The 13,418-nt window shown below is 62.1% G+C and carries 15 protein-coding genes; 5 read left to right on the plus strand and 10 right to left on the minus strand.

From position 1 onward, the window contains the following. Positions 1–9 precede the first annotated feature (9 nt). Both JV18_RS0102640 and JV18_RS0102645 read right to left on the minus strand, forming a co-directional pair. Positions 10–273, minus strand: a complete 264-nt coding sequence (locus JV18_RS0102640) for a hypothetical protein (protein WP_033073304.1) — start codon at positions 271–273, stop codon at positions 10–12. A 434-nt stretch (positions 274–707) separates the two neighbouring features. Then, positions 708–1,349 (minus strand): Yip1 family protein, encoded by a 642-nt coding sequence (locus tag JV18_RS0102645; RefSeq protein ID WP_081944801.1) that lies wholly within the window; start codon positions 1,347–1,349, stop codon positions 708–710. 220 nt (positions 1,350–1,569) lie between these two features. Between JV18_RS0102645 and hspQ the strand changes: the two genes are divergently transcribed. After that, a complete protein-coding gene (hspQ, locus tag JV18_RS0102650) occupies positions 1,570–1,956 on the plus strand; it encodes a heat shock protein HspQ (RefSeq protein WP_052072027.1) in 387 nt (128 codons plus the stop codon). Between the two features lie 30 nt (positions 1,957–1,986). On the opposite strand, the gene JV18_RS0102655 is transcribed toward hspQ, so the two are convergent. Further along, positions 1,987–2,889: an ABC transporter permease gene (locus JV18_RS0102655; RefSeq protein WP_081944802.1), complete on the minus strand. Its 903-nt coding sequence runs from the start codon at positions 2,887–2,889 to the stop codon at positions 1,987–1,989. A 121-nt stretch (positions 2,890–3,010) separates the two neighbouring features. Between JV18_RS0102655 and JV18_RS0102660 the strand changes: the two genes are divergently transcribed. After that, on the plus strand, positions 3,011–3,706 hold the full coding sequence (locus JV18_RS0102660) for a GcrA family cell cycle regulator (RefSeq protein WP_033073306.1): 696 nt from the start codon (positions 3,011–3,013) through the stop codon (positions 3,704–3,706). A 32-nt stretch (positions 3,707–3,738) separates the two neighbouring features. Beyond that, a complete protein-coding gene (locus JV18_RS0102665) occupies positions 3,739–4,116 on the plus strand; it encodes a PaaI family thioesterase (RefSeq protein ID WP_268746260.1) in 378 nt (125 codons plus the stop codon). A 267-nt stretch (positions 4,117–4,383) separates the two neighbouring features. On the opposite strand, the gene JV18_RS0102670 is transcribed toward JV18_RS0102665, so the two are convergent. Then, positions 4,384–5,214 (minus strand): outer membrane protein, encoded by an 831-nt coding sequence (locus JV18_RS0102670; RefSeq protein ID WP_033073308.1) that lies wholly within the window; start codon positions 5,212–5,214, stop codon positions 4,384–4,386. Between the two features lie 183 nt (positions 5,215–5,397). Between JV18_RS0102670 and parE the strand changes: the two genes are divergently transcribed. Beyond that, positions 5,398–7,377 carry a DNA topoisomerase IV subunit B gene (gene parE, locus JV18_RS0102675; RefSeq protein WP_033074862.1) on the plus strand — a complete coding sequence of 660 codons (1,980 nt, stop codon included), beginning with the start codon at positions 5,398–5,400 and terminating at the stop codon, positions 7,375–7,377. Between the two features lie 19 nt (positions 7,378–7,396). Then, positions 7,397–8,767 carry a serine hydrolase gene (locus tag JV18_RS0102680; RefSeq protein ID WP_033073309.1) on the plus strand — a complete coding sequence of 457 codons (1,371 nt, stop codon included), beginning with the start codon at positions 7,397–7,399 and terminating at the stop codon, positions 8,765–8,767. A 12-nt stretch (positions 8,768–8,779) separates the two neighbouring features. Here JV18_RS0102680 and JV18_RS0102685 read toward each other — a convergent pair whose 3' ends face one another. Genes JV18_RS0102685 through JV18_RS0102710 form a run of 6 tightly spaced genes read right to left on the minus strand, consistent with a single transcriptional unit; the run spans position 8,780 to position 13,418 of the window. Next, on the minus strand, positions 8,780–9,574 hold the full coding sequence (locus JV18_RS0102685) for a LysR family transcriptional regulator (protein ID WP_033073310.1): 795 nt from the start codon (positions 9,572–9,574) through the stop codon (positions 8,780–8,782). Then, positions 9,571–9,972 (minus strand): Co2+/Mg2+ efflux protein ApaG, encoded by a 402-nt coding sequence (gene apaG / locus JV18_RS0102690; protein ID WP_033073311.1) that lies wholly within the window; start codon positions 9,970–9,972, stop codon positions 9,571–9,573. Before apaG ends, JV18_RS0102685 begins: the two co-directional genes overlap by 4 nt. A gap of 17 nt (positions 9,973–9,989) precedes the next feature. Beyond that, positions 9,990–11,198, minus strand: coding sequence for a trans-sulfuration enzyme family protein (locus tag JV18_RS0102695; protein ID WP_033073312.1), 1,209 nt, complete (start codon positions 11,196–11,198; stop codon positions 9,990–9,992). A gap of 12 nt (positions 11,199–11,210) precedes the next feature. Beyond that, on the minus strand, positions 11,211–12,254 hold the full coding sequence (gene leuB, locus JV18_RS0102700; protein WP_033073313.1) for a 3-isopropylmalate dehydrogenase: 1,044 nt from the start codon (positions 12,252–12,254) through the stop codon (positions 11,211–11,213). A gap of 46 nt (positions 12,255–12,300) precedes the next feature. Then, complete coding sequence (gene recO / locus JV18_RS0102705) at positions 12,301–13,038, minus strand: DNA repair protein RecO (RefSeq protein ID WP_033073314.1); 738 nt, start codon at positions 13,036–13,038, stop codon at positions 12,301–12,303. Beyond that, positions 13,026–13,418, minus strand: a complete 393-nt coding sequence (locus JV18_RS0102710; protein ID WP_033073315.1) for a PaaI family thioesterase — start codon at positions 13,416–13,418, stop codon at positions 13,026–13,028. Before JV18_RS0102710 ends, recO begins: the two co-directional genes overlap by 13 nt.

The raw sequence follows: 13,418 nt of genomic DNA on the forward strand, positions 1-13,418 counted from the left end.
AACTCTCCTTTAATCTTTGGCAGCGGCACGGGCCAAAAGTGCCGCGATGGTATCAGCTTCGGAGAAAAGTAGGACTGCATCAAGCTCCCCGAAGGCCTCAAACGCTGCCCGTCGGCCAGCAACTTCCGCCTCAATGCCAACTTCAATAAAAGCATTGGTCTTATCCAACCAATCGGCAATCTGCGCTCCGGTCGGATAGTTGGTTAGGCCATATTTGATCCGCAAACGATGCGGCAGGCTGCTTATGACAGCTAATTCTTCCTGAAGGCTCATAAGAACACCCGTTTCTCGTCCAAGGTCGCGAAATATCTAAAGGCTACACGAATGTCGCTTTCAAGGCATGCACGATAACATTCGCTGATACATCTTTTCCAAAACTCCCGATTGTCATCGCGCTATAAGCGGTTCGAACCGTAGCCAGAATGACGAAGCGACAGCCAGCGTAAGCTATCGCAGTGCCGAAAACTATCGACAAGAATCGGCTATTCTGGCATAGAGAAATCGCGGTCTGAAACACGCATTCGGAATGCGTGAGGTAAGATGTGTGGTAAAAAAGTCGGGCGAGCGAGTTACCTAAATTATTACAAATATTTAGGTTTTTTCCAAAATCCCTCACTCTCCTCCATTTTTCCCTGACCATATTCCGATCGACCCGCGCCACTTTCTCCCCTGCTGGCGGCGGCAGGTCTATCGGACGGGCAAGCCTGTCACTGGGTCGCCAGCATCACCGGATCGACGGGATGGGCGAACTGGCTCGATATCGCGCTGATCAGGAACAGCAGGATCGCGGCGGCCACACCCACGGCGGCCACATAAACCCCTGCCTTGTCCTGCGGCACCTTCATCAACAGCGGCAGGCCGACGTAGAGCAGGTAAAGGCTATAAAGGCCCAGCATGCTGAACATGCCGATGGACGGGATCAGCCCGAAGGCTCCTGCCACCCAGGCGGCTGTTCCCGAATAGGCCGCAAGTTTCAGCGCCTGTATCGGGTTCTTCTGCGCGCCGAAGCTTGGCGCCAGCGCGTCGATCAAACGCGCGAGCAGAAACATCGCGACGAGCGTCAGCGCATAAAATAGCAGGGCCGATACGGCCGCGCTCGCCATGGGTGGACGATAGGTGATGTCCAATATCTGGTAGCCGAAAAGCTGCCCCCCCAGGAAGCGCGCGAGCGGCCCTATGGCTGCCAGCACCAGGACATAGGGAATGAAGATCGACCGCACGGTTGCCGGTTCATCGGCAATGGCGGCCCATGTCGCCCGCGGCCTGATCAACAGGTCACGCGCCCGGTGGGTGAGTTTGCCAAAGCCTTCGTTCAATTGTGCGGAAATACCGGTAGGAATATTTGTCATACGCTGCTTCTCCCAACATGCGCCCGCAAAAGAAGCGGTAAAGGTCGAGGAATGCGTCGCGTTACAAAGCTGGCCCTTTGCCCGATTCGCAAGGTCCATAATAGATCGAATTATTTGACAAGATATTGCCGCGCATCGCGGCGTTTCACCGCGATACAGAAATAGAGGCTATAAAGCTCCCTCGGCTTGAACCTCTGAAAAATGTGCATAAATGGGCCATATGACCAATTCTTTTCCCCTTGCTGTTGGCAAGACGACAAACGGCATTGCAGGCGCGCCTCTTGTCGAGTGCGCGCGCTTTGCGCCTGGCGATATTGTGCGTCACCGCCTGTTCGAATTTCGCGGAGTGGTTTTCGACATCGACCCCGTCTTTGCGAACAGCGAGGAATGGTATGCCGCCATTCCGGAGGAAATGCGTCCGGCGAAAGAGCAGCCCTTCTACCATCTGCTCGCCGAGAATGAGGACAGCTCCTACATCGCCTATGTCAGCCAGCAGAATCTGGTGGGCGATGCCGATGGCGGGCCGGTCGATCATCCACAGATCGACGCGCTGTTCGATGGCCTCGACAAGGGGCGCTATCGCGTCAAGCCGCTCCACCGCCACTAGGGCCGCCTGCCCTCATTTCATCGCCAAGCTTCAGGCCTTGAGCTTCCAGCCCGACGACAGCAGGCGATAGGTCGCATATCCCAGCAGGAGGTTGGTGACGACGAGCGCACCGATGGCCACCGCGACCGGGCTGGCGATGGTCGCATCGACCGTGCCGATAAAGCCATAGCGAAAGCCCATGATCGCATAATAGACCGGGTTGGCATGAGCGACCGACTGGAACCAGGGGGCGAGCTTGTCGACCGAATAAAAGGTGCCCGACAACAGGGCGAGCGGTGTGACCACGAAATTGGTGACGGCTGCCGCATGGTCGAACTTTTCCGCCCATACCGACGTGATCAGCCCCAGAAAGCCCAGCATCATCGCGCCCAGCACGGCGAAAAGCGCAACCGCCCACAGATGATCGGGCATCACATCGACGCCGGGCCAAAGCAGCATGGCGAGCCACAGCGCCGCTCCGACAAGCAGGGCCCGGGTGATCGCCGCGCCGACGAGCGCAATCATCAGCTCGCCCACGGCCAGCGGAGGCATCAGATAATCGACGATCGTCCCCTGTATCTTGCCGACCAGCAGCGAAAAGCTGGAATTGGCAAAACTGTTCTGCAGCATCGCCATCATAATCAGCCCCGGCGCGATAAAATCGGCAAATGGAACCCCGATAACCGTACGCCCCCGACCCCCCAGCGCCACCGTAAAGATAACGAGAAAAAGCAAGGTCGTGACGGCGGGAGCCCAGATTGTTTGGAGTTGGACCTTGAAAAAGCGCCGCACCTCCTTGACATAGAGGGCTCGCATCCCCGGAATGTTGAGAGCGCGGATATGTGGCACGCCGGGCTCCGACAGGGAGTGGCGGGATCTTTGCGGATCGAGCGAGGATCGCAGGCCGGAGAAATCCTCGGAGTCGCGGGCGGTAATTTGGGGCTGGTCGTTCATGGCTTTCTCGCCTATCGCCTCCCCGGCTTCATCGCAAGCGACCCCGTGCGAACATATGGTTGCAGCGACCCGACCGCCCTTGCTTTCCGGCAGGCGGCGACAGGAAGATAAGGAATCGATTATGTCATGGACCGACGAGCGCATTGAGCAATTGCGTAACATGTGGGAGAAGGGCCTCACCGCCAGCCAGATCGCTGAAGAGCTGGGCGGCGTCAGCCGCAACGCAGTTATCGGCAAAGCCCATCGCCTCGGCCTGAAATCACGCCCCTCGCCGGTCAAGGCAGCTGACAAGAGCAAGCCGGTCAAAGCCGCAGTTCCGAAATCGGCGCCGACGCCGCGCGCGGCCGCTGCCCCGCCGCGCCCCGCCGCTGCCCCGCCGCCGCGCGCTGATGCAAAGGCTGCGCCGCCCGCCGCTCCGGCGCCTGCCGCCACTGCGGCAGCTCCCGCGCCTGCGGCTGGCGACGCGCCCAAGAGTGACGCTCCGCGTATCGTTTCCATCGGTCCGGGCGGGTTCATCCGTCAGGGGCCGGGTGATCAGCAGGCGCCGATTCCGCCCGCCCCGCCCCGCCGTCTGGTGCCCGCCAAGCCCAGCCCCGAGATTGCGGACAAAACGAGCCTGCTCGACTTGAACGACCGTATCTGCCGCTGGCCGATGGGGCATCCGGGTGAGCCGGACTTTCATTTCTGTGGCGAAGCTGTGAACCCCGGCTTCCCCTATTGCGTCGAACATTGCGGCCGCGCCTATCAAGCGCAGCTTCCGCGCGGCACACGTCGGCCTCCCCCGCCCCCGCCCTTTGGCGGGCCGCGCGTGCGGTGAGGCCATTCGGTCAGGATTTTGAATTCGCGCGCATGCTCGGCCTGCAAATGGTCCAGCGTGGCGATGGACGATGCCGCATGGCGATCGAGATCGATCCCGTGCGGCATTTCAATCCGCATGGGGTAGCCCATGGCGGCGTTGCCTATTCGCTGGCCGATACAGCGATGGGTGGAGCGCTGACCAGCCGCCTCAACCCCGCTTTTTGGTGCGCCACGCTGGAGATCAAGTTCAACTATCATGTCGGAGTGCGCGCGGGCCTTTTGACGTGCGAGGCGGAAGTCCTGCATCAGGGCAAACGTATCGCCAATATGGAAGCCCGCTTGTTCCAGCATGACCGGCTGGTTGCGAGCGCCAATGGTAACTTTGCCATTTTTCCGGCGCCCACAGCTGGCGAGACCGAAAACGCCTGACCCGAACCTCTGTTCGGATTGTTTGGAAGTTGGCGAAAGTGCCGCGCAGCGTAGGTTGCAGGCGACAGGAATATTCGAAAATTTTTAATATTTATCAGCTAGTTAGCGGGCCTCTAAGGGATTGGGTGCGGCTAATTGAGCGCAGAGAAGCTGAGTGCCTGTATGGCATGAGCCTTTGGTCCGGCGGCCCAAAGAGAGAAAGGGCGCCGACCTCTTGACGAGATCGACGCCCCTTACCCTGAGACGTAATATGTTTAGCTAACGCAATTAGAAGCGATAGCTGACCGTTCCGCGAACACTGTGCGTGCGGAAATGCGGATCGCTGCGGCGAATATCGGTGCCGCCCTGTCCGAGGAAGGGATCGTTGATCGGGGCTGCGCCCGCACCCGCCTGAACGGTATAATCCTTGTCCTTCACATCGGTGTAAAGATATTCGAGGCCGAGGCCGAGGTTCTGCGTCAGCATAACTTCCGCACCGCCGCCGGCCGAATAACCCCAGGCATTGGTTTTTCCGTTATCGGTGAAGGCAGTGTCCGTGTCGGTCGTCGAAAATTTATTATCGAGACGCGCATAGGTAGGGCCACCCGTCACATAGAAGAGCGCGCCGCCGCCGGGGGTGAAACCAGCGCGAAGACGCGTGCTGACGATATAGTCGGCCTCGCGGCTCATGGTGTAGCTGTCGCCGTCCGACGAGAAACCGCTGACGTAGTCGCGTGCAGCGCTGTGGCCGCCTTCGACCAGCGCGCCGAGGACGAAATTGCCCATACGCTTGTCATATCCGGCGCGTCCGAAAAATTCGACGCCATCCTTGTCATTGCGGCAGCCTTCGCTGATGGCACCATTGGCCGCGCCATTGCAGAAGCCCGGGGCGAAGAAATCAGTGCCGCCCGAGGTGCGGACGGTGTCGCCATAGGTGCCGTCACCATCGGTGTCGAACACCAGCGTTTCACCGCGATCGCTTCCTTGAAGGGTGGCGCCGCCGCCAACTGCAACATAAGCACCGTTAAAGTCACGCGACAAATCGCGGCCTTCCTGCGCCATCGCGGGGACCGCGATTAAACTTACCGCTGTAGCAGCGAGGAGAGAGGCGAATTTCATTTCATTACTCCATTTCTTTTTATAACCTTGCAGGCGTGGGATTAAATCCTTTGGTCTGCTGCAAAGTTCCTTCCCATTGGGTCAGACCTGATGAATTTCACATGAATTAAAGTGAACGAGGCCGCGGCCTTCGTATGCAAACGCCGCTTGCCAGCGCTTGCGCGCGCCTCCTATAGCCAGCATATGAGTCACGATTTGTTCGATAGCGATGCTCCCGCCGGAGAAGCCTATGACGCCTCGCAAATTGAGGTGCTGGAGGGGCTGGAACCCGTTCGCCGACGACCGGGCATGTATATTGGCGGCACCGACGAACGCGCGTTGCATCATCTTGCCGCTGAAGTGATCGACAACAGTATGGATGAGGCCGTCGCAGGCCACGCCAACCGTATCGAAATCATATTGGAGCCGGGCAATCGTCTGACCGTGGTGGACAATGGTCGCGGGATTCCGGTCGACCCCCATCCGAAATATCCCGGAAAATCGGCGCTGGAAGTGATTTTGACGACGCTGCATTCGGGGGGCAAGTTCGAGGGTAAGGCTTATGCGACGTCGGGCGGGCTACACGGCGTCGGCGTCAGCGTCGTCAATGCGCTGTCGGTGGATACCGAAATTGAGGTCGCGCGCAGCAAGCAGCTTTACCGCCAGCGTTTTTCGCGCGGCCTTCCGCAGGGAGCGTTGGAGGAATTGGGGCCGACCCCCAATCGGCGCGGCACCAGCGTTTCCTTCGTCCCCGATCCGCAAATTTTCGGCGAGCATAATCGGTTCAGGCCCCAGCGCCTCTATCGACTCGCCCGATCGAAGGCCTATTTGTTCGCGGGCGTCGAAATCCGCTGGAAATGCGCGCCCGAACTGATCGGCGATGACACGCCGACAGAAGCGGTATTCCAATTTCCCGGCGGCCTCGCTGATCATCTGAAGGAACAGGTCGGAACCCGCGAATGCGCCACCGCCGAGCCCTTTGTGGGGCGGCAGGATTTTCCCGACGATCAGGGGCGCGCCGAATGGGCCATTACCTGGCCCCTCTGGTCCGACGGGTCGTTCAGCTGGTATTGCAACACCATTCCCACCCCCGCCGGCGGAACGCATGAAAATGGCCTGCGCGCGGCATTGACCAAGGGGCTACGCGCCTTTGGCGAACTGGTGGGCCAGAAAAAGGCCGCGCAGATCACCGCCGAGGATGTGTTCAACGGTGGCGAAATGATGTTGTCAGTGTTCATTCGCGACCCGCAGTTTCAAAGCCAGACCAAGGATCGACTTTCGAGCCCCGAAGCCGCCAAGTTCACCGAAAATGCGGTTCGCGACCATTTCGATCATTTTCTATCCGACAATATGGACCGCGGCCGCGCCCTGCTGGGGCTGGTGCTGGAGCGGATGGACGAGCGGCTGAAGCGCAAGGCCGAGCGCGAGGTCAAACGCAAAACTGCGACCAGCGCGCGCAAGCTGCGTCTGCCCGGCAAATTGACGGACTGTGCGAACAATGGTCCGGAAGGTACGGAATTATTTATCGTCGAAGGCGATAGCGCGGGCGGCAGCGCCAAGCAGGCGCGCGACCGCAAGACACAGGCGATCCTGCCTATTCGCGGCAAGATTTTGAATGTTGCGAGCGCGAGCGCCGACAAGATTCGTGCCAATCAGGAAATCGCCGACCTCGCGCTGGCGCTGGGGTGCGGGATGCGCAAGGATTGCGACGCTGACCGGCTGCGTTACGAACGTATCGTCATCATGACCGACGCCGATGTTGACGGCGCGCACATCGCCACTCTGCTGATGACCTTTTTCTTTCAGGAAATGCCCGACATTGTGAAGCGCGGCCATGTCTATCTGGCGCAGCCGCCGCTCTATCGCCTGACCGCGGGGGCCACCTCTGCCTATGCCCGCGACGACGAGCATCGCGCCGAGCTGGAAGCGACGCTGTTCAAGGGCAAGAAGGTCGATGTCGGTCGCTTCAAGGGGCTGGGGGAAATGAACCCCAATCAGCTCAAGGAAACAACGATGGACCCCGCGACGCGTAGCCTGCTGCGCGTGACGCTGCCGCAGGAATATGAAGAGCGGCATCAGGTCAAGGATCTGGTCGACCGGCTGATGGGCAAGCATCCCGAACATCGGTTTCAGTTCATTCAGGCCAATGCGGCGACGCTGGACGAGGCCGCCATCGACGCCTGAGCGCAGCGAGGAGAGACAGATGGGACAACAGCGATTTGGCCGTGCTTCTCTGGCCGCCGCACTGTTGGGCTTGTCCATCTTCATCGCGTCGCCGGGAACCGCGCAAACCCAGCCATCCGTCGCTGAAGCGACCGACAAGACTGGAAAGCCACAGGACGCAGCCGCGGAGGATAGCGCTTTTGAGCGGCGCGCGGCGCAACTGGTCGATCTTTTCAGCGGACGCCTGAATTATGGGGCATATTTTGCACCGCTGTTTCAGGCGGCGGTATCCGAAGCGCAGTTTGAGGCGCTGCGCGCCAATCTGATTACGGCCTATGGCGAGCCGCTTGCCGTCGAAGCGGTTGAGCCGCTCGATCCGTGGCGGGGGACAGCCAGGCTGCGCTTTGCGCGGGCCAGCGGCACGGTGACGATGGAGGTGTCCCCCGACGGCGAACAGCGCGTGACCGGGCTGCGCATCCAGAATTTCATCCTGCCGGGTGACAGTTTCGCGGCGGTGAGCAGCGAAATGGCGACGCTGCCCGGAAAGGCCGGGTTTCTGGTCGCCGAGATTGACAATGACGACATACGCCCTCTGGCGTCGCTGCACGGGGATGCGCAATTCGCGGTCGGGTCGACCTACAAGCTCTATCTGCTGGGAGAATTGGCCGCGCAAATCGCGGCGGGCGAGCATCGCTGGGATGCAGTGGTGCCCCTCACCCACCAAAGCTTTTCGTCGGCCGCGACGGCGGGTTGGGCGACCGATACGCCGGTGACAATCCAGACACTGGCCAATTGGATGATTGCGGTGAGCGACAATGGCGCTGCGGACACCTTGCTGCACTTGCTGGGGCGCGAGCGGATCGAGGCCTATATGCGCGGCACCGGGCATGAGGCGCCGTCGCGCAATATTCCCATGCTGAGCACGGTAGAGGCTTTTGCCCTGAAGGGCGTCAATTTTGCCAGCGAGCGGCGCGCGTTTATCGCGGCGGATGATGCGGCGCAGCGGCAGATGGTGGAAGGCTGGGCGGACCGGCTGACGCTGGCTAATGTGGACGGCGTCAGCTTTGCCGGGAAACCGCGCTATATCGATGCGCTGGAATGGTTTGCAAGCCCTCGCGACATTGCGCAGGCGATGGCCGCGCTACGCTCACAGGGGGCGCCCGAAGCGATGCAGGCGCTGGCGATCAACAATGGCGTGGGGCCGGAGGCCGCCAAAGGCTGGCGTTATCTCGGCTATAAGGGCGGGTCCGAGCTGGGGGTCATGTCGATGACTCTGCTCGGCCAGCGTGAGGCCGATGGCAAATGGTTCGTTGTGACCGCAAGTTGGAACAACCCGGACGCCGATACAGCGGCGGTAACGATGATCGGTCTCGTCGGGCGGCTGCTCCAGCTTGCGCTGAAGGCCGATTAGGCCGCGCTGCGCCTATCCTGCTGACAGGGCGGCGACAATCGCCTTTACCTTCGCCTGACGCCATTGCGGCAGCGGGGCAACCAGCCAATAGGCCTGTTTGCCCGGCAGCGCCTCGCCAATTTGCCGCACGCGGCCTGCCGCCAGATCGGCGGCGGCGAGAAGCGCGGGGACGCAGGCGCGGCCCAGCCCGTTGGTGGCGGCGTCAATCGCAAGCCCGGCATCGCCGAGACGCAGCGCCGCTTCGCCTTCGTCGGCGGGGCATCCGGGCCAGGCGATGCGCGTTTCGCTTTCGCTGGCCGGGCCGGCGACGGTGACCATCGCGGGATCGGACAGCGCAATGCCTTCATGCTCGCCGGGGCCGTCAGCCCAGAAAATGGCAAGGTCGAGATTGGCTTCGGTAAAGTCGATCCCGCCATCAGCCGACACGAGGGTGAAGCGCACATCGGGTGCCTGCTGGCTATATTGGGCGAGACGCGGGGCCAGCCATTTGGCGGTGAAGTCGCGCGGGGCGGCGATCGTCAGCGATTGCGACGATTGCCCCGCCTGCATCGCGCGCACCGATTCTTCGAACTGCAAAAAACCTTGCCGCAGCGCATCGAGGCCAGCATTGGCCTCTCCGGTCAGTTCCAGCCCCTTGGGCGTGCGGCGGAAGAGGACGACGCCCAGCATATCTTCGAGCGCGCGAATTTGCTGGCCCACGGCAGCGGGGGTGACCGCGAGTTCGTCGGCGGCGCGCGTGAAGCTGAGATGGCGGGCAGCCGCGTCAAATACGCGCAAGGCGTTCAGGGGCAGATGGGTGCGCTTCATTTGGCGGTCGCTGGCGCCACGAGCGGAAATTCGGGGATGGCGACTAGGCTTTGATCGCCGTCGCCCATTTCCATCATATAGCTGCCGACCATCGCCCCTTCGGGCGTGGCGAGCGGACAGCCTGATACATAATCATAAGCCCCGCCGGGCTGGATCACTGGCTGTTCGCCGACAACCCCCTCACCCTCGACCTCGCTGAGCTGGCCGTGACCGTCGGTGATGCGCCAGTGACGGCTGATCAGCTGGGCAGCGGCTTCGCCATGATTTTCGATGCGGATATGATAGGCCCAGAACCAGCGGCCCAGCGCCGGGTGCGACTGTTCGGGCAGATAATTAACGGCGACGCGCACCGTGATGGTGCCCGTGGTCGCGGCGAAGGGGAAGAAGGAGTCGATCATCGCGTGCCCAGCGTCGCTCAAAGCCCGACCTTGGTCAATGCCTGGTCGAGGTCGGCGATAATGTCCTCGGGGTCTTCGAGCCCGATATTGATGCGCAGCATGCCTTCGGCGACCCCCATTTCCTCCCGCGCTTCGGCGGAGACGCCATAATGGGTCGTCGAGGCGGGATGGCAGCAGAGCGTGCGCGAGTCGCCGATATTATTGGAAATATCGACGAGTTCGAGCGCGTTGAGCAAGGCCATCGCCTGCTCGCGCCCGCCATCGAGGATGAAGGAGAAGATGGGGCCGCACGCGCTCATCTGGCTTTTTGCAAGATTATGTTGCGGGTGGCTGGCGAGCCCCGGGTGAAGGATGCGGGGCACGCGGCCTTCGACAAAGGCGCCGACCTTCAACGCATTGTCCGATTGGCGCTGCGCGCGCAGATCGAGCGTCTCCAGCCCCTTCAGCACGACCCAGGCGTTGAAGGGGGCCAGATTGGGGCCGGTGTTGCGCTGAAAGGGGAGGAGCACATCGTTGATGAAGGCCTCGCTGCCGCAGACTGCGCCCGCGAGCACCCGCCCCTGTCCGTCCATCAGCTTGGTCGCCGAATAGGCGACGACATCGGCGCCATAATCCATCGGGCGCTGCAAGACGCTGGTCGCAAAGGCATTGTCGACGACGCTGGTGATGCCATGCGCCTTAGCGAGCCCGCAGACATGGCGCATGTCGACAATGTCCATCGTCGGATTGGCGGGGGTTTCGAAAAAGAATACCTTGGTATTCGGGCGGATGGCAGCTTCCCACGCATCATTGTCGCGCCCGTCGACGACCGTGGTTTCAATGCCGAAACGGGGGCAGAGATGATCGACCAGCCAGCGGCAAGAACCGAAGGCGGCACGGCCCGCGACAATATGATCGCCCGCCGACAATTGGCAGAGCAAAGCGGTGGTCATGGCGGCCATGCCGGTCGCCTGCGCGCGGCAAGCCTCGGCCCCTTCCATCAGCGCGATGCGCTCTTCCAGCATCGCGACGGTCGGATTCTGGAGGCGCGAATAGGTCATGCCGATTTCTTCCCCGGCAAAGCGGGCGGCGACTTCCTCGGCGCTGTCATAGGTATAGCCCGAGGTGAGGAAGAGGGCCTCCGAGGTTTCGCCATGCTCGCTGCGCCAGGTGCCGCCGCGAATTGCCTGCGTCGCCGGGCGCCAGTGGCGGGTCTTGTCACGGTTGAGGCCGGTCGTTTTCTTCATCCGTCTATCCGATCAATTGAGCGCGGCAACCACCGCGTCGCCCAGCGCCGCCGTGCCCATGGTGCCGCCAAGGTCGGCGCCCCGGCAACCGTCCGCCAAAACCTGCGCGACCGCCGCCTCGATCCGCGCGGCATTGGCTTCATCGCCGCCCGAATGGCGCAGCAACATGGCGAGCGAGAGGATCATGGCGAGCGGATTAGCGATGCCCTGCCCCGCAATATCGGGGGCGCTGCCGTGAATGGGTTCATAAAGGCCCTGCGTCCCCGCGCTGAGCGATGCCGAGGCGAGAAGGCCAATCGAGCCGACACACATCGACGCCTGGTCGGACAGGATATCGCCGAACAAATTGCCGGTGACGATGACGTCGAACTGGCCCGGATTACGCACAAGCTGCATCGCGGCATTGTCGACATACATGTGCGACAGCGTGACGTCCGGATAGTCGCGCGCAACGTCCGTCACCACATCGCGCCAGAGCTGCGAGGTTTCGAGGACATTGGCCTTGTCGACCGAGCAGAGTCGCCCGCGCCGTCCCTGGGCAGCCTTGAAGGCGACATGAGCGATGCGGCGCACTTCGCTTTCGCTATAGGCCATGATGTCATAGCCCTGCTTTTCACCGCTATCGGTGGTCCGCATCCCCTTTTCGCCGAAATAGACGTCGCCGTTGAGCTCGCGCACAATGAGCAGGTCGATGGCCGAAGCCACTTCGGGGCGCAGCGCGGAGCTATCCTCCAGCCCGGAAAAGAGCCGCGCCGGGCGCAGATTGGCAAAGAGGCCAAGCTCCGCCCGCAGACCCAAAATGGCCTGCTCGGGCCGCAGATGGCGTTCGACCGTGTCGAAGCGCGGGTCCCCCACGGCACCAAAGAGAATGGCGTCGGCGGCCTTCGCCTTTTCCAGCGTTTCAGCAGGCAGCGGGTACCCCGTGGCGGCATAGGCCGCCCCCCCGACCAGCGCATGGTCGAGCGTCACGGGAAGGTCGAGCGCCGCGAGCAGCTTCTCCGCTTCCGCCATGATTTCAGGGCCGATGCCGTCGCCGGGTAGGAGCAGGATTTTCACGCTATGCCTTTCTTGTCTCGCCTGCCGCTTAAGCAGCGGGGGCGAGTCACGCAACCGCCCTGTTGAGCCGGGCGATCAATCTTTCCCTTACGTCCAGCAAATCGCGGTTTCGCGCATCGAACAGGTCGCGTTCAAGAAAATGGCCCGTAATCGCCAGTGCGGCAATCACCTCGCGCATCGGCGGCGCCTCTCCTGCCCCGGCCAGAAAGGGCGGCAAGGGCAATAAGCGGCGTTCATAGCCGGCGGCGGCCCCGGCACTAACGGCGGCGCCCGATTTGGGACTGACGAATGCAAGCTCATCCCTGCTGCCCGTGACCACGCATTCATCAAGCGCAAGGCCGAACCCCAGTTCAGCGAGCAAAAGCAGCTCATAGCGGGCGAGCGCCGCCCCCCAGTGGCGCGCCGCGGGGGCGACGGCCACCGCATCCAGCACGGCGCCGAGCGTGTCGAACAGCGCCGGATAAGGCTGATTTTCAGGCAGGGTCGCCGCCGTCAGCGTCGCCGACCATTCGACCGCCGAGGCGTGCAGGGGTTCAGCAAGCAGGGGCGCACGGCTGAGCAGCAATTCGGCGGTGGCGCTCGCCAATTGCTCTTCGGTCCGGGCGCGCAGGTCGAGCGCGATCAGATTGCCGGGGATGAGAATGGGGCGCAGGCGCCGCGACCGCCCCCCGCGCACATAGCCCGCCACCAGCCCGGCCTCTCGCGTCAGCGCGCGCAAAATCGCGCCATGCTCGCCATGCGCGCGCAACGCGCAGACGATTGCCTCGGCGTTCAGCCGGGCCAAAGCACCATCTGCGTCTGGGTCACCAGCGCGACCTGGGCCCCGGCATCGGTGCGGATAAGTGTCTGCCATACCGACAGGCGTTTGCCGATCTTCACCGGGGTCGCTTCGCCGATCAGCGTCGAGCCGAGCGGCCCACCACCGAGGAAATTGGTCTTGCTTTCGATGGTGGTTGTGCTGCTGGCGCCTTCGGGAAGCGCCAGATAGGCACCAATGGCGCCCAGGCAATCGGCAAAGGCCATGATCGTCCCGCCATGGACGATCTCGCCCGCGGTGCAAATCTCCTTCCGGACGGGCAGGCGGCCTTGCACCTTTTCCCTTGTTACCAAGTCGAATTCGATCCCCAGCGTTGCCGCCAAGGGCATGGTTGCGGCCCAGTTCAT

Source organism: Sphingopyxis sp. MWB1 (genome assembly GCF_000763945.1).
Taxonomy (GTDB): domain Bacteria; phylum Pseudomonadota; class Alphaproteobacteria; order Sphingomonadales; family Sphingomonadaceae; genus Sphingopyxis.

Bases quoted from the DNA above. Each gene is read 5' to 3' on its own strand.
- JV18_RS0102640 (WP_033073304.1), bottom strand. From the start codon at position 273: ATGAGCCTTCAGGAAGAATTAGCTGTCATAAGCAGCCTGCCGCATCGT.
- JV18_RS0102645 (WP_081944801.1), bottom strand. From the start codon at position 1,349: ATGACAAATATTCCTACCGGTATTTCCGCACAATTGAACGAAGGCTTT.
- hspQ (WP_052072027.1), top strand. From the start codon at position 1,570: ATGACCAATTCTTTTCCCCTTGCTGTTGGCAAGACGACAAACGGCATT.
- JV18_RS0102655 (WP_081944802.1), bottom strand. From the start codon at position 2,889: ATGAACGACCAGCCCCAAATTACCGCCCGCGACTCCGAGGATTTCTCC.
- JV18_RS0102660 (WP_033073306.1), top strand. From the start codon at position 3,011: ATGTCATGGACCGACGAGCGCATTGAGCAATTGCGTAACATGTGGGAG.
- JV18_RS0102665 (WP_268746260.1), top strand. From the start codon at position 3,739: ATGCTCGGCCTGCAAATGGTCCAGCGTGGCGATGGACGATGCCGCATG.
- JV18_RS0102670 (WP_033073308.1), bottom strand. From the start codon at position 5,214: ATGAAATTCGCCTCTCTCCTCGCTGCTACAGCGGTAAGTTTAATCGCG.
- parE (WP_033074862.1), top strand. From the start codon at position 5,398: ATGAGTCACGATTTGTTCGATAGCGATGCTCCCGCCGGAGAAGCCTAT.
- JV18_RS0102680 (WP_033073309.1), top strand. From the start codon at position 7,397: ATGGGACAACAGCGATTTGGCCGTGCTTCTCTGGCCGCCGCACTGTTG.
- JV18_RS0102685 (WP_033073310.1), bottom strand. From the start codon at position 9,574: ATGAAGCGCACCCATCTGCCCCTGAACGCCTTGCGCGTATTTGACGCG.
- apaG (WP_033073311.1), bottom strand. From the start codon at position 9,972: ATGATCGACTCCTTCTTCCCCTTCGCCGCGACCACGGGCACCATCACG.
- JV18_RS0102695 (WP_033073312.1), bottom strand. From the start codon at position 11,198: ATGAAGAAAACGACCGGCCTCAACCGTGACAAGACCCGCCACTGGCGC.
- JV18_RS0102710 (WP_033073315.1), bottom strand. From the start codon at position 13,418: ATGAACTGGGCCGCAACCATGCCCTTGGCGGCAACGCTGGGGATCGAA.